The organism is uncultured Buchnera sp. (assembly GCF_913776765.1).
GTDB lineage: Bacteria > Pseudomonadota > Gammaproteobacteria > Enterobacterales > Enterobacteriaceae > Buchnera > Buchnera aphidicola_AO.
Map to the genome: position 1 here is coordinate 227,408 of NZ_CAJYPO010000001.1, position 22,322 is coordinate 249,729.

General features: G+C 24.2%; 18 protein-coding genes and 1 pseudogene. 4 read left to right on the forward strand and 15 right to left on the reverse strand.

The genetic code is table 11. From position 1 onward, the window contains the following. Positions 1-56: 56 nt before the first annotated feature. The 12 genes and pseudogenes from tusA to prfB all read right to left on the reverse strand — a co-directional run bounded on the left by tusA (position 57) and on the right by prfB (position 13,332). Complete coding sequence (tusA, locus tag QZ401_RS01195; RefSeq protein ID WP_295164861.1) at positions 57-341, reverse strand: sulfurtransferase TusA; 285 nt, start codon at positions 339-341, stop codon at positions 57-59. Positions 342-346: 5 nt separating this feature from the next. Further along, entirely contained in the window at positions 347-988 is a 642-nt protein-coding gene (gene nadD, locus QZ401_RS01200; protein ID WP_295164215.1) for a nicotinate-nucleotide adenylyltransferase, read from the reverse strand. Positions 989-1,001: 13 nt separating this feature from the next. Continuing rightward, positions 1,002-2,018, reverse strand: coding sequence for a DNA polymerase III subunit delta (gene holA / locus QZ401_RS01205; RefSeq protein WP_295164217.1), 1,017 nt, complete (start codon positions 2,016-2,018; stop codon positions 1,002-1,004). A gap of 20 nt (positions 2,019-2,038) precedes the next feature. Further along, on the reverse strand, positions 2,039-4,624 hold the full coding sequence (leuS, locus tag QZ401_RS01210) for a leucine--tRNA ligase (protein ID WP_295164218.1): 2,586 nt from the start codon (positions 4,622-4,624) through the stop codon (positions 2,039-2,041). 251 nt (positions 4,625-4,875) lie between these two features. Further along, the gene (corC, locus tag QZ401_RS01215) at positions 4,876-5,751 is read right to left on the reverse strand and encodes a CNNM family magnesium/cobalt transport protein CorC (RefSeq protein WP_295164221.1); all 876 of its coding nucleotides are present in this window, start codon (positions 5,749-5,751) and stop codon (positions 4,876-4,878) included. Between the two features lie 85 nt (positions 5,752-5,836). After that, positions 5,837-6,193, reverse strand: a complete 357-nt coding sequence (gene ybeY / locus QZ401_RS01220) for an rRNA maturation RNase YbeY (protein WP_366664891.1) — start codon at positions 6,191-6,193, stop codon at positions 5,837-5,839. 119 nt (positions 6,194-6,312) lie between these two features. Beyond that, positions 6,313-7,638: a tRNA (N6-isopentenyl adenosine(37)-C2)-methylthiotransferase MiaB gene (gene miaB / locus QZ401_RS01225; protein WP_295164223.1), complete on the reverse strand. Its 1,326-nt coding sequence runs from the start codon at positions 7,636-7,638 to the stop codon at positions 6,313-6,315. 62 nt (positions 7,639-7,700) lie between these two features. After that, entirely contained in the window at positions 7,701-8,495 is a 795-nt protein-coding gene (gene thyA, locus QZ401_RS01230) for a thymidylate synthase (protein WP_295164224.1), read from the reverse strand. An 18-nt stretch (positions 8,496-8,513) separates the two neighbouring features. Continuing rightward, positions 8,514-9,349: pseudogene (lgt, locus tag QZ401_RS01235) on the reverse strand (prolipoprotein diacylglyceryl transferase). 71 nt (positions 9,350-9,420) lie between these two features. After that, a complete protein-coding gene (gene lysA / locus QZ401_RS01240; RefSeq protein WP_295164227.1) occupies positions 9,421-10,668 on the reverse strand; it encodes a diaminopimelate decarboxylase in 1,248 nt (415 codons plus the stop codon). A gap of 45 nt (positions 10,669-10,713) precedes the next feature. After that, positions 10,714-12,225, reverse strand: coding sequence for a lysine--tRNA ligase (gene lysS, locus QZ401_RS01245; protein WP_295164229.1), 1,512 nt, complete (start codon positions 12,223-12,225; stop codon positions 10,714-10,716). Positions 12,226-12,233: 8 nt separating this feature from the next. Next, a protein-coding gene (gene prfB / locus QZ401_RS01250) for a peptide chain release factor 2 (RefSeq protein ID WP_295164231.1) occupies positions 12,234-13,332 on the reverse strand; the annotation gives its coding sequence in 2 pieces (ribosomal slippage) (positions 12,234-13,256 and positions 13,258-13,332; 1,098 coding nt in all). 142 nt (positions 13,333-13,474) lie between these two features. Between prfB and ygfZ the strand changes: the two genes are divergently transcribed. Both ygfZ and gmk read left to right on the forward strand, forming a co-directional pair. Continuing rightward, positions 13,475-14,437, forward strand: a complete 963-nt coding sequence (ygfZ, locus tag QZ401_RS01255; protein WP_295164233.1) for a tRNA-modifying protein YgfZ — start codon at positions 13,475-13,477, stop codon at positions 14,435-14,437. 78 nt (positions 14,438-14,515) lie between these two features. Beyond that, a complete protein-coding gene (gmk, locus tag QZ401_RS01260; RefSeq protein ID WP_295164236.1) occupies positions 14,516-15,139 on the forward strand; it encodes a guanylate kinase in 624 nt (207 codons plus the stop codon). A gap of 116 nt (positions 15,140-15,255) precedes the next feature. Here gmk and typA read toward each other — a convergent pair whose 3' ends face one another. Continuing rightward, positions 15,256-17,085, reverse strand: coding sequence for a translational GTPase TypA (typA, locus tag QZ401_RS01265; RefSeq protein ID WP_295164239.1), 1,830 nt, complete (start codon positions 17,083-17,085; stop codon positions 15,256-15,258). Positions 17,086-17,300: 215 nt separating this feature from the next. Between typA and yihA the strand changes: the two genes are divergently transcribed. Then, entirely contained in the window at positions 17,301-17,912 is a 612-nt protein-coding gene (gene yihA, locus QZ401_RS01270; RefSeq protein WP_295164241.1) for a ribosome biogenesis GTP-binding protein YihA/YsxC, read from the forward strand. A 7-nt stretch (positions 17,913-17,919) separates the two neighbouring features. Here yihA and QZ401_RS01275 read toward each other — a convergent pair whose 3' ends face one another. After that, the gene (locus QZ401_RS01275) at positions 17,920-18,783 is read right to left on the reverse strand and encodes a 5'-3' exonuclease (protein WP_295164242.1); all 864 of its coding nucleotides are present in this window, start codon (positions 18,781-18,783) and stop codon (positions 17,920-17,922) included. 295 nt (positions 18,784-19,078) lie between these two features. Further along, positions 19,079-19,708, reverse strand: coding sequence for a DsbA family protein (locus QZ401_RS01280; protein WP_295164243.1), 630 nt, complete (start codon positions 19,706-19,708; stop codon positions 19,079-19,081). Between the two features lie 166 nt (positions 19,709-19,874). Here QZ401_RS01280 and mutS point away from each other — a divergent pair, with 166 nt between their 5' ends. Continuing rightward, positions 19,875-22,283 carry a DNA mismatch repair protein MutS gene (gene mutS / locus QZ401_RS01285; RefSeq protein WP_295164244.1) on the forward strand — a complete coding sequence of 803 codons (2,409 nt, stop codon included), beginning with the start codon at positions 19,875-19,877 and terminating at the stop codon, positions 22,281-22,283. Positions 22,284-22,322: the final 39 nt, after the last annotated feature.

The window sequence follows — 22,322 nt, forward strand, 5'->3', positions numbered from 1 at the left end:
ACACACCTAGTGTGTATATTAATTTTTTGACTATTTTTTTACAAAAATTGTATGAATTAGTCTATTTTCGTAGAAGAAAGTCCTTTTTTTAATAAGTAGCGATATGGTTTTACATGAATAAAACGATCTATAAGTTCATGATCCATAAAATGACAAAAATACGGAATATCTCTTTTAGTTGATGGATCATCTGCTAATACTAGTATTTTTTCATTTTTTTTCATTTTTCTTAGTGTTTTTCTTATCAACATAATAGGTTCAGGGCATCGAAGTCCAATTAAATTTAATATAATATTTTTTTTTTCATATTTTTTATTTTTTTTAAAGAAATAGAAATAAATTTTGATTATAAATTTTTATACAGATTTTTTGATAAAATATATTTGTCTATTTTTGAAGGTAATAATCCGTAAGAACTTTTACCTTCATAATAATTTTTCCTTATTTCAGTTGAAGAGATATTAATCATAGATATTTTTGAAAAAAAAATAAATCCAAACGGTTTTTTATATAAAAAATTAACATTATTAACAGTGTGAGATACAATCCATTTTTTTAATTTAGAATTGTTTTTTTTTACATGTATTCTAGGACAAATTAATAAATGAGATAATGATAATATTTTTTCCCAATCTTTCCAAATATTTAGATTATTTAGATTATCTTCTCCTATTATAAAACATAATGGTTGCAGATAACCAATTTTTTTTCTTATTTTTATTAATGTTTCTATCGTGTAAAAAGTTGTGTTTTTTTTAGTTTCTAAATAACTTATTTTAAATAGTTGATTGTTTTTAATAGCGAACTTAATCATTTTCAATCTATCTATTATAGATGTTTTTGTTTTAGATCGATGAGGAGGTCCATGATTTGGCAGTAATATTATTTTTTTTATTGATAGTTCTTCTGCTAATTTTTCAGCAGAAGTAATATGACCATAATGAATGGGATCAAAATTCCCTCCAAATATTGCATACATTTCTTTCATTTTTTTACTATTTTTATGATATGTATTTAATTGGTGAAGATAACAACAATGTTAACGTTTTTAACTGTATCCATACAGAATTGTTGTATTCTTTTTTTATTTTAATTTCTATTTGTAATAAGATTCTTATTATTTTTAAAAAGTTATTAAAATCAATAGAACGCAGTGCATTAATAAAAAATTTAGATCTATTAAACCAAACGTTGTTTTTTTTTAAGACGATATTTATATCTAATTTTTTTTCTCTTTTCATATTTAGTAAAATTAATAGATCTTTTTGAAGTGACCGTATTAAAACAAGAGGATTGTATTTTTGTTTAAAAAAACTATCTAATATGTAAATAGCTTTTTCTTCATCATTATTAAATATTGCATTTATCCAATTTGAAGGAGAAAAAATTGAAAATTGATTAATAATTTTTTTTATTTTTTCTATTTTTATATTTTCATTAGGCCATGTAATTAAAAGAATATCTAATATTTGATATGCACATAACGCGTTTCCTTCATAATATTTATGTAATAATGAAAAAGATTCTCGTGTTATTTTTAAATTTCTTTTTTTTATTTCATATTTTAACCAGTTTTTAAATGCCCATTCATATGGAGTTGAGCAATATATAATATCGCTTTCTGACATTAGAACTTTTAGTGTTGTGTTTTTTTTTATAAAACCGGATAATTCATTAAATTTTAATATTATTAATATATCTTTATTTTTAAAAAAAGGTATTTTTTTTATATTTTTAATTAAAGATGAATTTAATTTTTTTATAATAAAATTAATTATTAAAATAGTTTTTTTGAAAAATAAATTTTTTAATTTATAAAAATTAATTACTTTATTCCAGTCTATGGTTTTTTCTATATTAATAACGTTTTTTTCTAAAAATTTTTTATTCTTTGCAATATCGAATATTAATTTTTCAGTTTTGTTTAAAAAAAATGAATCTTCTCCTAACAATACATAGCAATAATTTAATTTTTTAATTAATTTTTTTTTCAGTTCTTCTTGGTATATAATTTTCATTTGGACAAAAACATCATTATCTAAACTACAAAGTTGATTATTTTTTTAGGAATATAAATTATTTTAATTATTTCTGAATTTTTTAATTTTTTTTGAACGATTGAGTTGTTTTTTATATAAGATAGAACTTCTTCTTTATTTAAATTATTTTCAACTTCTACAGTACATCTTTTTTTACCATTTATTTGTACAATCAGTGTGTTTTTATCTTTAGATAAAAGATTTTTTTCAAAAGTTGGCCAGGTTTCATAATCAATAGAACAGTTTTTATTTAAATTTTTCCATAATATGAAACAAAAATGTGGTGTGAATGGATAAAGCATTTTAATAATAGCAATTAAAGATTCTTTCATAATACATTTATCTTCTTCATTTTCTAGTTTAAAACTTATTAGTTCATTAACCAGTTTCATAATAGCAGAAATCGCAGTATTAAATGTTTTTCGACGACTTAGATCATCAGAAACTTTAAAAATAGTTTTATGCAGAAAACAATAAATTTCTTTTTGCTTTTCGTTTAATACATCAAAATTTATTTTTTTATTTATTGTTTTTATTTCAATATAATTAAATACTAATTTCCAAACTTTTTTTAAAAAACGATAAATTCCTTTTACACCAGATTCTCTCCATTCTAAAGATGATTCTATCGGAGCAGCAAACATTATAAACAAACGAACAGTATCAGCACCATAACGATTTATCATTAATTCTGGTTCAATTCCATTATTTTTAGATTTAGACATTTTAATCATACCTGCATATATAACTTCTTTCTTGTTTTTATCATAAAATTTAATAGTTTCTCCTTTTAAATTTTTTTTTATTTGCACACAAGATGGATGAATCCAATTACGTTGATTATTTTTATCAAACTGATAAAATGCTTCAGCAAGTACCATACCTTGACACAGTAAATTTTTTACTGGTTCATTAAATTCAACTAATTTAAAATCATATAGTAATTTATGATAAAACCTAAAATACATTAAATGCATAATTGCATGCTCTATGCCTCCAATATATTGGTCTACAGGTAACCAATATTTTGACGCTATAGGGTCAATCATTCCTTTATTATAATTCGGACAAGTATATCTTACATAATACCAAGATGATTCCATAAACGTATCAAAAGTATCGGTTTCGCGGATAACGTCTTGATTTTCAATTTTAATTTTAGCCCATTCAGAAGTACTATTCATAGGTGTTTGTAATAAATTAGAACTATGTTTTATTTCTGGTAATACTACCGGTAGGTTATTTTCTGGTATTGCTATAATGTCTCCATTTTTTGTTGTTGCCATAGGAATAGGTGCACCCCAATAACGCTGTCTTGATACACACCAATCTTGTAATTTGTAATTTATTTTTTCTGTTATAATTTTTTTTTGTGATAGTGTTTTTTTTATTTGCTTAGTAGCATCTTGATAATTAAGATTATTAAATGTTCCAGAATTGAATAGTATTCCTTTTTCAGTCGTAAATAAATTATATAATTCTACGTTTTTAAACTTTTGATTTTTAATGACATATTTTATTTTTAAATTATTCTTTATGGCAAAATTCCAATCGTTTTGATTATGTCCTGGAACTGATATAACTGCACCAGTACCATATTCTTTTAGAACAAAATTTGCTATCCAAATAGGTATTTTTTTATTGGTAATTGGATGAAAAACAAACATATTACTATTTATACCTTCAAATTTTATTTTTTCTATATCTTCTTGAGAAACATTATCGTTAATTTGTTTTTGAATAAAATTTTTTATTTCTTTTTTTTCTTTAGAAATCTGAAGTGAAAATTTATGAAAAGGTGATATGGAAATATATGTTGCCCCCATTATTGTGTCTAATCTAGTAGTAAATACTTTAATTTTTTCAGTACTATTTAAAATATTTAAAACAATTTCAAATCCTTTTGATCGACCAATCCAATTTCTTTGCATGTTTTTTACTTTTTCAGGCCAGTTTTCTAAACGATTGAGATCGTTATATAAAGATTCTGCATAATCTCTGATTTTTATAAACCATTGTGGTATTTTTTTGATTGTGATTTTATTCTGACATCTCCAGCAACAACCTTTTATAACTTGTTCATTAGCCAAAACAGTTTTGTCGTAAGGACACCAATTTACGAAACTATTTTTTTTATAAACTAATTTTTTTTTATATAACTGAATAAAAAACCATTGTTCCCAACGATAATAGTCTGGTTTACATGTAGTTATTTCTCGGTCCCAATCATAACTAAAGCCTAGCGATTGAAGTTGTTTTTTCATGTATTCAATATTTTTATGTGTCCAATCAGATGGTTTAGTTTTATTTTTAATAGCTGCTTCTTCAGCAGGTAATCCAAAAGCATCCCAACCAATTGGTTGTAAAACATTTTTTCCTAACATTCTTTGATATCTTGAAATAACATCACTAATTGTATAGTTTCTTACATGACCCATATGTAATTTTCCAGAAGGATATGGGAGCATTGGAAGACAGTAATATTTTTCTTTTTTGTCATCTTCATAAACATGAAAAATTTTATTATCTTTCCAATATTTCTGCACGTATGATTCAATATTTTTCGGACAGTATTCTTTTTCCATAATTTCACTCGTATAAAATATATGATAGTTTAAAAAAAATTAGCTTTGATAAAAATATAAACAAAATGTTTTTAATTTGATTTTTTATGGATGAACAATTTATCTTAAAAAAATAAGAGGATTTTTAATTTTATTATTTAAATTAATTTTTATTAATTTTTTATTAAATTAAAAGTATAAAAATATACTGAATAGTATAATTTTCATTTTTAATAAAATAATTTTTCAGATAAAAGATATTAATATAATTCTTATTTTTCTAATTTTTTGGGGATTTTGTTTTCTGGAATAGTTACATGTATTTGTATAACTTTTCGACTGTCAGCTATAGAAACTTTAAAATTATATCCATTAATATTAATATTATCTCCTCTACTTGGTAAATGTCCAAAAACTTTCATGACTAATCCACCAATTGTATCTACTTCTTCGTCGCTGAAATTAGTTTCAAAAGTATCATTAAATTCTTTTATTTCTGTAAGTGCTTTGACGGAAAATATACATTTTTTTAATTTTCTAATATTTACTTTTTCTTCATCATCATATTCATCTTGAATTTCTCCTACAATTAATTCAAGAATATCTTCTATTGTAACTAATCCTGAAACTGCTCCAAATTCATCTATTACTATGGCCATATGACTTCTTTTTAAACGAAATTCTTTTAGCATTCTATCTACAGATTTACTTTCAGGAACTACAACAGCAGATCTTAATATATTTTTTATACAGAATGTATCTCTTGAATTTTGCATAAATGGTAATAGATCTTTTGCAATTAAAAATCCTTCTACATAATTTTGATCTCGACTCATTACTGGAAAACGTGAATGTGCAGATTCAATTATAATATCAAGACATTTATTAAGATTATAATTTAGTTTTAATGTTATCATTTGTGTTCTTGGTATCATAATATCTTTGATTCTTTTTTTTGCAATATGCATAACGCCTTCTAACATATCACAAGTATCTTGATCTATTAACTCATTTTGTTCTGAATCACGAATCAATACCAGTAGTTCTTCTCTGTTTTTTGGTTCATCGTGAAAAATTTGATTTAGTAAAATAGAAAAAAAACCTTTTCGATTGATTTTTTCAGTACTTTGTGTATCTTCGTTGCTCATAGTATTATGATTATCTATTTTTAAAATATCTTTTTACTATTCTATAGGTAGAAAGAGATAGGTTGAAATATTTTTTATAAAAAAATTAAGAATTTTTCATAAAATATGGTTGTTCATAATTTAAAGATAACATTATTTTATTTTCTTTTTTTTCCATAACATTTTTTTCTTTTTCATTTTTATGATCATATCCTAAAAGATGTAGTGTTCCGTGTATTGTCATATGTGCCCAACGTGATTCTAATGTTTTTTTGTATTTTAAGGATTCTTGTTCAATTATTTTTTTACATAAAACAAGATCTCCTAATAATTTTTTATTTTTATTTATAAAAGAATTAAATGGAAAAGATAAAATATTTGTTGATTTATTTTTTCTTCTATACTGTAAATTTAGATTTTTTATTTCTATTTCATCGACAATTCTAATTGTAATTAAATTAATATTTTTTTTTTATATAAGGTTCTTTTTATCCATCTTTCAAAAAAATGTTTTTTTGGTATATTTTTGGTATTTTTACAATTTATTTGAATTGTTAAGATAATATTATTTGTTTTTTTCATCTAATTTTGAATTAATTCAGCTTTTAATGAATGAGTATGTATTTCTTTTATTTTTAGTTTAATAAACTTACCAATCATATGATGAGATCCTTTGAAAGTAACGATTCTATTGTTTTCTGTCCTTCCATATAATTCCATAATATTTTTTTTTGATATACCTTCTACTAAAACAGATTGTATACTTTCTAACATTTTTCTACTCCAAGACATAGTTTGTTTGTTTATACAATTTTGTAATGTATATAAGCGTTTTTTCTTCTCTTTTAAATCAATATTATCTTCCATTTCTGAAGCCGGTGTACCTGGTCGACTAGAATATATAAAACTAAAACTCATATCAAAATTTATTTTTTTTATAAAATTCATAGTTTTTTGAAAATCTTCTTCAGATTCACTAGGAAACCCCACAATAAAATCGGAACTAATTTGAATATTTGGACGAGCTGATATAAGTTTTTCTATAATTATTTCATATTCTTCTGTTGTATACGATCTTTTCATTAGCTGGAGAATTCTGTTTGATCCACTTTGAACGGGAAGATGAAGAAAGCTAACTAATTTTGGTGTATCTTGATAAACTTCAATAATGTCATCACTAAATTCAAGTGGATTACTTGTTGTAAAACGAATTCTCTCGATACCGTCTATTTCAGAAACTAATCGTAATAATTCTGAGAAAAAACAAATTTTTCCATTAAAAGTTCGACCTCGATATGCATTGACATTTTGTCCTAATAAATTAATTTCTTTAATACCATTTTCAGCTAATATTGATATTTCTAATAAAATATCGTCAGATGGACGACTAATTTCATGTCCTCTAGTGTATGGTACAACGCAAAATGAACAGTATTTATTACATCCTTCCATTATAGAAACAGAAGCTGTATATCCTGTAGTTTTAGTTTTTAAAGAATAATTAAATTTTTCTAATTGAGGAAAACTAATATCAATTATAAATTGACGATTTTTTTCGATTTCATCTATCATTTTAGGTAATTTATGTAAAGTTTGTGTACCAAATACAATATCTACATAATTTGCTCTTTTAAAAATTTCTTTACCTTCTTGTGTTGCTACACAACCTCCTACTGCAATGATGATATCAGGTTTTTTATTTTTTAATTTTTTCCATCTTCCTAATTGATGAAAAACTTTTTCTTGAGCTTTTTCTCTTATAGAACAAGTATTTAAAATTAATACGTCAGCTTTTTCGGCTTCTTTAGTAATTAAATACTTTTTTGTCTTTTCTAAGAATGTCATGATCATAGATGAATCATATTCATTCATTTGACATCCCCAAGTTTTTATATATATATATTTCATTCTGATAAAATTTATCCTAGTTATTATATGAAGATACTGTATCAATATAAAAATACGGTGTTTTATACAGATATTTCTCCCTTAATTAAAGGATAGGGTTTATATCCAACAATTTTAAAATCTTCAAAAGAATAATGAAACAATGATTGAGGTTTTTTTAAAATTATTAATTCTGGTAATTTCCGAGGTATTCGAAGTATTTGTTTTTTTGCTAATTCAATATGATTTGTATATAAATGAACATCTCCTCCTGTCCATAAAAATTCCCCAACTTGTAATTCGCATTGTTGAGCTATCATATGTAGAAGTATTGCATAGCTAGCTATATTAAAGGGTAAACCAAGAAATACATCGCAAGAGCGTTGGTAAAGTTGACAACTTAATTTTTCTTTTAATACATAAAATTGAAATAATATATGACATGGAGCTAAAGACATTTTATCAATTTCTCCAACATTCCAGGAAGATACTAATATTCTACGAGAATCAGGATTTTCTTTTAGTTGTTTTAGTACGTTTTTTATTTGATCAATTTTTTTTCCGTTAGATGCATCCCAACTTCTCCATTGTTTTCCATAAATTGGACCTAAATTACCAAATTTATCTGCCCAATTGTTCCAAATTGATATTTTATTTTTATTAAGGTATTCAATATTTGTATCTCCTTTAAGAAACCATAAAAGTTCATGAATAATTGATGGTATATGACATTTTTTTGTTGTAATCAGAGGAAATCCTTTTTTCAAGTTAAATCTCATATTATGTCCAAAAATAGATAAAGTTCCTGTACCAGTCCGATCTTTTTTTAAATTTCCATTTTTAATTATTTTTTTTATTAAATTTAAATATTGTTTCATAATACCTCAAGAAAAGAACTATTTTTTATGAATAAGTTTAAACATTATAATACATCCAATAATAATCATTGGAATAGATAATATTTGACCCATAGATATTATATTTTTGAATAATCCAATTTGAGGATCTGGCTCTCGAAAAAATTCACTTATTATTCTTAATATTCCATAACTTATTAAAAATAAAGCACTTATACTACCTGTATTCCTTTTTTTTCTGGAAAAAAAATAGATTATAAAGAATAAAAAAATACCTTCTAAAATAAATTCATATATTTGTGAGGGATGACGGGGTAATACTCCATATTTATCTAATATAGGTTGTAATTCAGGATTTCTAGAAACTGCTTTTAAATCTTCTTTGTATGTTGTGGGAAAAAGAACAGCATATGAAAAATTTGGTGCTATACGACCGCATAATTCGCCATTGATAAAATTACCTAACCTTCCTGCTCCCAATCCGAAAGGTACTAGTGGAACTATAAAATCAGACATTTTTAATATTTTTATATTCTTTTTTAAAGAAAAGTAATATATAGCAATTATTGCCCCTATTAATCCTCCATGAAAAGACATACCACCTTCCCAAATGTGTAAGAAGCATAATATATTTTGAGAAAAATATGAAAAGTTATAAAAAATTATATATCCTATTCTACCTCCGATACATGAACTTATAAAAATAATATATATTAATTTTTCTATCTTTTCTTTATCTGATTTTTTTTTAATTTTTTTTTTCCATACCACATAGCAAATACAAAACTTATAAGATACATAAAACCATACCAGTAAGCTTTTATAGGACCAACTGAAAAAATAATAGGATCTATATTTGGAAAATTAATATACATATATTGTATTGCATCCTTTTAAATTGAAATTAGATTTAATCTTAAAAAACAAAAATTTTTTTTGAAAAACATTATGTTTCTAAACTTAATAGTTCTTTAATTGTTTGTCTTCTTCGGATAGTTCTGAATTTATTTTTTTCTAACATTATCTCTTGAATTAATGGTCTTGTATTATAATTAGATGACATTGAAGCACCGTAAGCACCAGTGTCATGAAAAATTAAATAATCTCCTATTTTCAAAATTGGCAGTTTTCTTGTTTCTATTTTTCCTCCTTCTTTCTGTGTAAATATATCGCCTGATTCACATAAAGGACCGCCTATAACTGTATCTATTGTTTCTTTTTCATTTATTTTGCGATTATCTTTAGATACAACAGATATATGATGATAACTTCCATACATAGTTGGACGCATAAGATCGTTAAAACCAGCATCAATTAAAACAAAATTTTTATCTCCCATTTTTTTAATTGCTCTTACTTGTGAAATTAAAATTCCTGATTCTGCTACTAAAAATCTACCTGGTTCAATTTCTAATTGGATTGGTGTATTTAAAAAACGAGATATTTTTTTTCTTGCTTCATCCCAAATCATAAAATATTTTTTCGTATCAATAGGTTTTTCATCAAATTTATAGGGAATTGGCAGTCCACCTCCAGCAGAAATAAACAATATTTTTTCATTTATTTTAATTGCATGTTCTATCATAGCTTGACACACTTTTTTTAAATGTTCATAGTTAACTCCTGAACCAATATGCATATGTAAACCTATTAGTTTTAATTTATATTTTTTTATAACAGGTATGGCTAAATTGGGATTCCAAATACCATGTTTACTATTTTCTCCTCCAGTGTTAGTTTTTTTACTATGTCCATATCCAAATCCTGGATTAATTCTTAACCAAACATGATGACCTGGAGAAAGTCTACCTAACTGTTTTAACATATCTATTGATCCAGCGTTGACTGGAATCTTAAAATCAATTACTTTAGATAAAGTTTCTTGGTCAAAAAGATCTGCAGTAAAAATTATTTCGTTTGAATTAGGTTTAAATCCAGCAGCTAAAGCTCGTTCTATTTCTCCTAAAGAAACTGCATCTATTTTTAAATTATTTTTTTTCATTAAGCGCAATATATGAATATTTGAACATGCTTTTTGAGCAAATCGAATAATATCAAATTCTTTTAATAATTTTATTTTTTTATAGATAACACTCGAGTCATATACCCAAAATGGAGAGGGAAATTTTTTTATTAGTATTTGAATATTTTCAAAATTGAGATTTGTTGTGCTTGTACTTAATAATTTTGGCATTTTTTTTCCTATTTAATTATTTTAACATTGTATTTTTTAAAAAATTTATTTTTTAAATAAGCGTAACGTTGGAAATAAAATAACATCGCGAATGCTTACTTGATTTGTTAATATCATAATTAAACGATCAATTCCAATTCCCAAACCTGCAGTAGGAGGCAAACCGTATTTCAATGCTTCTATATAATTCTCATCATAAAATATATCTTTATTTTTTTCTTTTTCTGTTATTTGCATCTGATTTAAAAATCTATTTTTTTGATCTTCTGCATCGTTTAGTTCGGAAAATCCATTTCCTATTTCATATCCAGCAATAAATAGCTCAAATCTATCTGTTACGTTAGAATCAGAATCATTACGTCTAGCTAGAGGAGAAACTTCTACTGGGTATTCAGTAATAAAAGTAGGTTGAATAAGCTTTTTTTCTACTGTTTTTTCAAAAATTTCGTTTTCTATATAACCTAAATTCCAGTTATCTTCTATTTCTATACCAATATTATTCGCAATTTTTTTAATTTTTTTTAAGTTTTTTAAGTCTGATAAACAAATATTTGAATTAAATTTTAAAATAGACTCTTTCATTGTTAAGACTTCAAATGGAACATTGAAATTTAAACAGTATTTGTCATACTGTATTTTACTTTTTTCAAAAAGTAGTTTTATTAGATTTTTTATTAAATTTTCAGTAAAATTCATCATATCTTTATAATTAGAATAAACCATGTATGCTTCCATCATAGTGAATTCTGGATTATGTCGAGCAGAAACTCCTTCATTACGAAAATTTCTGTTTAGTTCAAAAATACGTTCAAAACCACCTATAATAAGTTGTTTTAAATACAATTCAGGTGCTATTCTTAAGTACATTTCTTTGTGCATTTCATTATGATAAGTAATAAAAGGTTTAGCAGTAGCTCCTCCAGGAATGTTATGTAACATAGGGGTTTCTACTTCTAGAAAATCATTTTCTATCATAAAATTTCGAATTAATCTGATTATTTTAGAACGACTGTTAAAAACATTAAATAATTTACTATTACTAATCAAATCTAAATATCTTTTTCGATAACGTTTTTCTTGATTAGACAATCCGTGAAATTTATCAGGTAAGGGTCTTAAACATTTAGTTAATATTGTTAATATTTTAGCAAAAATAGATAATTCGCCTGTTTTTGTTTTAAACAATATTCCTTCTATGCCTAAAATATCTCCAATATCCCATTTTTTGAAATGATTGTTGTAAAATTCAGATGTAATTGCTTTTTCTCTGGTATAAATTTGTATTTTTCCTTCCATATCTTGTAATGTAAAAAAAGATGCTTTCCCCATAATTCTTCGTTGTATCATACGACCTGCAATAGAAACTTCAATATTTAGAGTTTTAAGTTCGTTAATTGTTTTGTTTTTATATAATTGATGTATTTTTATAGAATTAGTGTTTCTTTTAAAAATGTTTGGAAAAGAAAATCCATTTTTTTTCATATTAATAAGTTTTTCTTTTCTTATTTTTTTTTCATCGTTAAAAATATTATTATTTGAATTTATTTTTTTAATCATTGTATTTCTTATAACCCCATTATTAAGCTTTGTTCAATAAAATCATCTAAATCACCGTCTAATACAGATTGTACATTATATTTTTCGATTCCAGTTCTAAGATCTTTTATTTTTGAATTATCTAACACGTAAGAACGAATCTGATTACCCCAGCTGATATCTAATTTATTGTTTTCTATTTTTTTTTGTTTTTCTTTTTTTTCTTTTATTTTCATTTCATATAATTTAGATTTCATCTGTTTAATTGCTTGCTCTTTATTTTTGTGCTGTGATCGATTACTTTGGCATTGAGTGACAATGTTTGTAGGTAAATGAGTAATTCGAACAGCTGATTCTGTTCTGTTTACATGTTGTCCTCCTGCTCCAGAAGCTCTGTATACATCTACTCTAAGATCAGATGGATGAATTTCAATATTAATTTTATCTTCTATATCAGGATATATAAAAACTGAACTAAATGAAGTATGACGTCGTTTTCCTGAATCAAATGGACTTTTCCTAATTAAACGATGTATGCCTGTTTCTGTTCTTAACCATCCGAAAGCATATTCTCCAGAAACTTTGATAGTAGACGATTTAATACCAACTATTTCTCCTACAGATTCTTCAATGATCTCTGTTTTAAATCCTTTTTTATCAGACCATTTTAAATACATTCTTAATAATATTTTTGACCAATCTTGAGCTTCTGTTCCTCCAGAACCAGATTGTATGTCAACATAACAGTTGCAGTTGTCATGTTTATTTGAAAACATACGATAAAATTCAAGTTCTTTTATCTTTTCTTCTATTTTTTTAATTTCTTTAAGAATATCTTGTAGTAAAATACTATCTTCTGTTTCTATTGCTAGATCTAAGAAAATAATTATTTCTTTTATATTTTTTTCAATATTATTGATTTTATTTACTATTATATTTAATAAATTTTTTTCCTTGTTCAGATTATATATAGATTTTTTTCTTTTCCATATTTCAGGTGATGATAATTCTAAATCAATTTCTAAAATACGTGCATTTTTTATTGTATAGTCAAAGATACCTCTTTAAATCTTTTTTGCGTTGTGTCAAGTTTTTTATTTGACTTGTTATTATATTGATATCTATCATATTTTTTTCCAAAAATTTGTTTAAAAAAATAATTTTAAGATAATTTTATAAAAATTATTAAAAAATAAAAAATTTATTTTTTTATTATATATTTAATCTGATAAGTTTATTTTTTTTAATTAATATATTTTTTTTAGGAGAAATGACGTTGTTATCTAAATTTTTAGAAAATTCCGTTCATCCTTCAATAAATTTACCTTTAACATTAAGTTTACTTGAAGAGTGGTGCTTAGTTTATATAGATGGTCTTGATAGTAAAAAACATCTTCAAAATCAATTTACTATTGATGTAGATTTTTTAAAAAAAGAAGAATACAAACTTTGTGCTCATTGTAATTTTAATGGGAAAGTATGGGCAACTATGTTTTTATTTCATTATAAAAAAGGTTATGCTTATATTATTCGTAAAAGTGTTGCTAAGATACAAATTAAAGAATTAGAAAAATATGCTGTTTTTTCTAAAGTACAAATTCGAAAATTAGATAATATTTATTTATTTGGATTGTCTGGTTTTAATGCTAAGTTTTTTTTATCAAAAAATTTTTTTAGCATACCAAATAAAAAATCTCCGTTAATTTCTAATGAAGATAGAACTATACTTTGGTTTTCGGAACCTTTTGAAAGATTTTTATTGGTTTTATCTTTAAATGATGTATTGTTTCTACAGAAAAAAGAAAATGAAATAACATTACTCAATGATAGTAAACAATGGCTTTTATTAGACATGGAATCAGGATTTCCTATTATCGATGAAAAAAATACTCAGAAATTTTTGCCACAATCTATTAATTTAACAATGCTACAAGCTGTAAGCTTTAACAAAGGATGCTATTATGGACAAGAAACAATATCACGAATGTTTCATAAAAATTTGAATAAACATGAATTATATCTTTTATTAAGTACAGGAAATATTAATCCTGAAATTGGTTCTATTATTGAAATGAAAAAAGAAGAAAAATGGTATAGAGTTGGTTTCTTATTAGCAATAGTTCATATTAAAGTTAATGAAATTTGCATACAAGCAGTATTAAATAAATCTATAAATATTAAAAATATGTTTAGAATTTATGAATTCGAAAATGTTTTTTTCATTAAAAATTAGTATTCTTTATCTTTTATTTAACAATTTTTTTAAAAAATCTTTTTTTAAAAAAAATTAGATAATACTTTTTAAAACATCATGTCTCAAGGTATTCTTTTTATTATTTCAGCTCCAAGTGGAACAGGAAAATCCAGTTTAATTGAAGGATTATTAAAAACACAATCTTTGTATAATATTCAAGTTTCTATCTCTCATACTACTAGAGTTATGAGACCCGGTGAATCTCATGGAAAGCACTATTATTTCATATCAAAAAAAGAATTCAGAATAATGATTAAACAAGAATCTTTTTTAGAATATGCTAAAGTGTTTAATAATTATTATGGAACTTCGCGCCAATCTATTGAAAAAATGTTGTTTTCAGGGATTGATGTTTTTCTTGACATTGATTGGCAAGGGGCCAATCAGATTAGATATAAAATGCCAAATTCAAAAAGTATTTTTTTGCTTCCTCCATCTAAGGATGAATTATATAAAAGATTACGAGAACGAGGACAAGATAGTGATACAGTTATTTCAAAAAGAATGGAAAAAGCCGTGGATGAAATGAATCATTATTCAGAATATGATTATTTAATTATCAATGATGATTTTCAAAAAGCTATAAATGATTTAAAAACTATTATTGTTGCTGAACATTTGTGTTTATTTCATCAAAAAAATAAACATAATTTATTAATTTCTCAATTGTTAAAAAGTTGAATTTATAAAAATTTTTTTATTCTATGTGAAATACTTTTTCTTAAAATTATTTATATAATTCTATTGAGCAAATAGAATTATATAATTAATAAAAGTTAATCTTTGATAAAACTCTCTTAATTAACTGTAGTATTTTTATTCCTATTTGCTTTTTTTCGCTCGTTTTCTTTTAAACAACGTTTTCGTAAACGTATTGAATTTGGTGTAATTTCTACTAATTCATCATCGTTAATAAAAGATAAAGCTTCTTCTAATGTAAATTTTGTAAATGTTGTTAAAATTATCGCTTCGTCTGTTCCTGAAGCTCTCATATTAGTTAGTTTTTTCCCTGTAAGACAATTGACTGTTAAATCGTTAGAACGATTATGAAGTCCTATTATTTGCCCTTCATAGACTTGACTGCCGTGTCCTAAAAACAACTTTCCTCTTTCTTGTAAATTAAATAAAGCGAAAGCGACTGCCATACCAGTGCTATTTGATATTAAAACTCCATTTTTCCTTTGTCCTATATTATTTTTTTGATATTCTTGATAATGACTAAAAGACGAATAACAAAGTCCAGTTCCAGAAGTTATACTCATAAATTCTGTACGAAATCCAATTAGAGCTCTACTAGATAAAATATATTCAAGACGTATTCTTTTATTAGGATCAACAATAATGTTTTTTAACTCACCTTTTCTTTCTCCTATAAATTTCATGATGTTGCCTTGATGTTTTTCTTCAATATCCAAAATCAAATTTTCGAATGGTTCTTGTTTTGTATTATTAATTTTACGAAAAATTATTTTGGGGCGAGATACCTCTAGTTCAAATCCTTCACGACGCATATTTTCTATTAATATCGATAAATGTAATTCGCCACGTCCGGAAACAGAAAAAATATTTGCATCTTTTGTTTCTTCTACTTGTAAAGCTACATTGTGTATAGTTTCTTTTTTTAATCTTTCTAAAATTTGACGTGATGTGACATATTTACCTTCTTTTCCTGAAAAAGGTGAAGTGTTAACTGAGAAAAACATGTTTACTGTAGGTTGATCTATAATTAACGGTGGAAGGGGGTTTAAATTATCTGGATGACAAATTGTATCAGAAATATTTAATTTATTTAGACCTGTAATAGCAATGATGTCACCCGCTTCTCCTTTTTCTATCTCTAATCTTTTTAGTCCAAAATAATTTAATACCTTATTAATTTTACCATTTCTATTGTTTCCCAAACTATCAATAATAATTACGGAATCATTTGGTTTTACATAACCTTGTTTAATACGACCAACACCTATTACTCCTAAATAATTATTGTAGTCTAGTTGCGAAATTTGCATTTGAAATTTTTGATTAGGATCAACATTAGGAGCTGGGGCATATTTAATAATTGATTCGTATAATGGAATCATGTTTTCTTTCATGTTAAGATGATCTATTCCTGAAGTTCCACGAATTGCAGAAGTGTATACAACTGGAAAATCAAGTTGTTTGTCATTAGCATCAAGATTGACAAAAAGATCAAAAATTTCATTTACAACCCAATCAGGACGAGAGTTTTTTCTATCAATTTTGTTGATAACTACAATAGGATTTAGACCATATTTAAAAGCTGTTTTAGTAACAAAACGAGTTTGTGGCATAGGTCCATCTAATGCATCTACTACTAGCAAAACCGAGTCTACCATAGACATCACTCGTTCTACTTCACCACCAAAATCAGCATGACCTGGTGTATCAACAATATTGATTTTATATTCTTTCCACTTAATAGAAGTATTTTTAGATAATATTGTGATTCCTCTTTCTTTTTCTAAATCATCAGTATCCATAATACGTTCTTTCTTTTCTTCATGTTTTTGAAAAGTTCCAGATTGTTGCAATAGCTGATCTAGCAATGTAGTTTTACCATGATCAACATGTGCTATGATAGCAATATTTCTTATATTCTTATGCATTTTTTTTCCTTTAAAAAGTGATCTATTTTAAATGATAGATATATTATAGAGACTGTTTTTAGATAAAATATGAGAAAAGATTAAATTTTGCGGATTATATTTTTTATATTAAAAATATCAAATTTATTTGAGAAAGATTTTTTAAAAAAATAGTAATTTTAAATAAAAAATATTTTTAAAAAAATTTTTTGATTCCAAACATTTGAGGTTATATTTTGAATATTTTGAATTATAATAAAACATTTTTTTTAAAGAGTATTGCTAAAATTTCTGATATAAAAATTGAACATGGCATTGAAATTGCTTTTATTGGTTATTCTAATTCAGGAAAGTCTAGTGCTATTAATTCATTGACTAATCAAAAAAAACTAGCTCGTTTTAGCAAGACCCCTGGTCGTACTCAATTAATTAATTTTTTTCAAGTAACTTCTAATTTTAGAATTGTTGATCTTCCCGGTTATGGTTATGCTAAAGCCCCTTTATCAATTAAAATGAATTGGCAAAACATGATATACAGTTATTTGAAAACTAATAGATCTTTAAAAGGATTAGTTTTGTTAATGGATATCAGATATCCTTTAAAAAACTTAGATCAAGATATTATTAACATTGCTTTAATTTATAAAATTCCTATTTTATTACTACTAACGAAATGTGACAAGTTTACAATAAATAATCAAAATATTCAATTTCGAAAAGTACATAAAAAATTAGAAAAATTTTCCAATCAATTGGACATTCAATTATTTTCATCTTTAAAAAAAATAGGAATTGAAAAGCTTAAATCTAAATTAAACTATTGGTATGAAAAATATTATTTAATATAAATGTTTTTTATTCGTTAAATGAATATAATTTGATTAAATTCGATAATTTTTTAAAACATGTTTTTTTTAAAGTAATTTCTTCGGAAGTAATATTGATAGGAATATCTAATTTTATTTTTGCTAACTGATATGAAAGAAAAGCAGTTTTTTTATAATTTTTTAATTGAATGGCAGCGTTTTTAGCGTTTCGAAAAGATAAAAATTGTACCTTTTCAATGTTATTATAAACATTTTTAATATTTGAAAATTTTTTTAATAGAAATAATGCAGTTTTTATACCAATTTTGGGGATTCCTGGAATATTGTCAGAAGCATCTCCCATAAGAGCTAAAAGATCAACAAATTCTTGAGGATAAATGCCATATTGTTCTTTTATTTTATCTGGAGTAAGAACAATATTTTTACTTAAATGCAATATATTAATGTTATCAGTTACAAGTTGTATCATGTCTTTATCATGACTAACAATTAATACTTGTTCTCCTTCTCGTTCTAGTTTACATGACAAACTTCCAATAATATCGTCGGCTTCTATTCCTAAAATACTTAAAGTCTTAATTCCAATTTCTTCAAGAATTTCAAGAAGAGGTTGGATTTGTATATAAAGTTTATTTGGCATTGTAGATCTATTACTTTTATATTCTTTAAATATTGTATTTCTAAAGGTTTTTTTAGATGAATCAAAAATAATAATGATTTTTTGTGAACGATAATTTTTTTTTAAAATGTTTTGTATCGTTTTTAACATTCCATATATAGCTCCAGATGGATTTTCTTCATTATGATTAAAGTTTTGAAATGTAAAGTAAGAACGATATAAATATAAACTACCATCTACTATAATAATAGGTTTTTTTTTTATGTATAACATACATTTTTTATCTTTTAATTAGTTAAAAAGGAATGCATTGAAACAAAAGAAAATAATATCATTAAATAATTTTTTTCATAAAAATTATTTACAGGATAACTTTATATTTAAAATGTAGGACATTAAAACAATATTTTTTTTATTTTCTAGTAAAATAAAAAATTTAAGTCAATTAAATTTTAATAAAAAAATAATATAAAAAAAATATATAAATTAAATATTAAAAATATTTTACTACTTATTAAATAAGAGTTTACTATAAAAAATACATATCTTCATATTATATCGTATTAATTTATTTTTTAAAAAGTAAAAAATTTACTAGTTCTATATATTTTTTAGAGAAATTTTTTTTAAAAATCATCTCTAGTTTATAATAGTCAATAATATATTTACCATTTATTATCATACTAGGAACATGATCTAATTGAATTTTTTTTATTTCATTATCATTTTTTTGTACTAATATTTTAATTGTAAAACTATTCCAAAATTTGTTGTATTCGTCGTTACTAATACCTGTTTCTTTTAAAAATACATCTTTAATATTAGAAGCATTGCTTATAGTATTATTTTCTTGAATTTCTTTGAAAATGGGCATCATAATTTTTTCTTCAACTTTCATTTGTTGAGATATGATCCAAATTTTTGTTAATATTTTACTTAACTCTCCTCCTAAAAAATTAACGTGATAATTTTGTATTTCTATTTTTTTATCTATTTTATTTTTAATTAAAAATTGAATATTATGTATTTTTTCTAACTCATAACAGTATGGACAAAAAAAAGAAAAAAAATTCATTACTTTAGGAACATCAGAAATATTTCTTTTTTTTATTTCATATTCTTTTTTATTAGTAAATTCATAAGATAAAGCACTATAAGATAAAAATATGCTGTATAAAACAATTAATATTTTTTTCATTTTTCTATCCATGTTTTATGTTTTTTTTAAAAATTAAGAATTTAAAACTAATTTATAAAATAAAATCATACATTTATCTAGTATATAATGTTAAATTTTTAATTTATAAATTTTAAAGTATTTATTTTTAATAATTTCAATAATTTTATCAATATTTGAGTTCCAGATGACTGAAAATAATTTTTCTAATAAAAAAAATAATCATACTCCAATGATAAAACAATATTTATCTTTAAAATCAAAATATCCTGATATGTTACTTTTTTATCAAATGGGTGATTTTTATGAATTATTTTATGAAGATGCTAAACTTGTTTCTAGATTGTTAAAAATTACTTTAACAAAAAAAGGTCATTCAAATAAAAATATTATACCTATGGCTGGAGTACCATGTCATACTGCAGAATATTATCTTGCTAAGCTTGTAAAAATGGGAGAATCGGTTGCAGTATGTGATCAAATAAAAGATGTTTATTCTGAAAAAAAATTGATAAATCGTCAAGTAGTGCGGGTTATCACTCCTGGAACTATTACAGATGAAGCGTTTCTTGAGGAAAATAAAGATAATTTTATAGCAGCTGTTTGGAAAGAAAATAATAAATTTGCATATGCTATTTTAGATATTTCTTTAGGATTTTTTGGTGTTTCTGAGCATTTTGATAAAAATTCTTTATTATCAGAAATTGAACGTACAAATCCTACAGAATTGTTATACCCTGAAAATTTTGAAGATGTTTCATTAATATCTCATAGAAAATGTATACAAAAACGTTTATTATCAGATTTCGATTTAGAAATTTCATATAAATTACTTAATTTACAATTTAAAACTTCTAGTTTAAATGGATTTGGTATTAAAAAAAATAATTTTGTTATTCGCCCAGCTGGTTGTTTAATTAATTATGTTAAATTAATGCATATATCGTGTTTACCTCATATTCGTAAAATAAAATTTGATTATATGGAAAATCATATTTTTATGAATACCAGTACGCGTAAAAGTCTTGAAATTACTGAAAGTATTTTAGACGATAACAAAAATACTTTATCTTCAGTATTAAACAAAACAGTAACATCTATGGGTGGAAGATTATTAAATCGCTGGTTAAATGCTCCATTAAAAGATTTAAATTTGATTAGAAATCGTCATAAAATAGTTAAATGTCTGCAGCCTTTTTATAAAGAAATACAATATATTCTTGGTCAAGTTAGTGATCTAGAAAGAATATGTTCTCGTTTAGCTTTACGTACTGCCTTACCTCGTGATTTTGTGCGCATGCGTTCTACGTTAAATGTTTTACCTGATTTAGATGGCATATTAAAAAAAATAAAATCAAATAATATTAATAGGATTCGCCTTTCTATTGGAAAGTTTGAAAAAATATTATTTTTATTAAAAAAATCAATAAATGTAACAGTTCCTTCATCTATTCGAGATGGAGGAGTAATTGCATTTAATTATAATAAAAAGCTTGATGAATTACGATCTTTAAAAAATGATTCTCAAAAATATTTAAGCGATTTTGAAGTAAAAGAAAAAAAGAGATTAAATATCGATTCATTCAAGATTGGATACAATAATATTGTTGGTTATTATATTCAAGTAAATAAACGTCATACTCATTTAATTCCGCAATCTTATATTAAAATACAAACTTTAAAAAACATAGAGCGTTATAGTATCCCTATATTAAAAAATTATGAAAAAAAAGTTATTGCTGCTAAATTTCAAGCTTTACTTTTAGAAAAAACACTGTATATAGAATTGTTTGACATAATCGAACCATTTTTAGAGAAATTAAAAAAAAGTGCATTGGCATTATCAGAATTAGATGTTTTGGTAAATTTATCCGAACGTTCTATATCTTTAAAATATGTCTGTCCTAAAATCACTAAAAAATATGGTATTTCTTTGCTAGAAAGTCGTCATCCAGTTGTTGAATGTTTTTTAGAAACCCCTTTTATTAGCAATTCTATTTCTTTGTCAAAAACAAATAGAATGCTTATTATTACAGGCCCTAACATGGGTGGTAAAAGTACTTATATGCGTCAAATTGCTTTGATTGTTATAATGGCTTGTATAGGTAGTTTTGTACCTGCAAAATATGCTTCAATTGGTCCAATTGACAAAATTTTCACACGTATTGGTTCTGCAGATGATGTAAGCAATGGCTATTCAACATTTATGATGGAAATGACAGAAATATCTAATATTCTTCACAATGCTACTTGTAATAGTTTAATTTTAATAGATGAATTAGGACGAGGAACATCAAATAAAGATGGATTGGCATTAGCTTGGTCATGTTCTAAATATTTAATTATTAAAAATAAATCTATGATTTTGTTGTCTACTCATTTTATCGAATTAACAAAATTAGAAAATTTTTTTAAAAAAATTCAAAATTTTCATTTTTCTGCTGTTGAACATGATTCAAATATAGCTTTTCTATATAAAATCAAAAGGGGTATTTCAAAAAAAAGTTATGGTATATCAGTAGCCGCTTTATCTGGAATTCCAGATATTGTAATAAATGATGCAAAAGCCAAATTAGTTGAATTAGAAAAAAAATAATCTTTTTAAAATAGTTCTACATAAAATTTTGATTTTTTA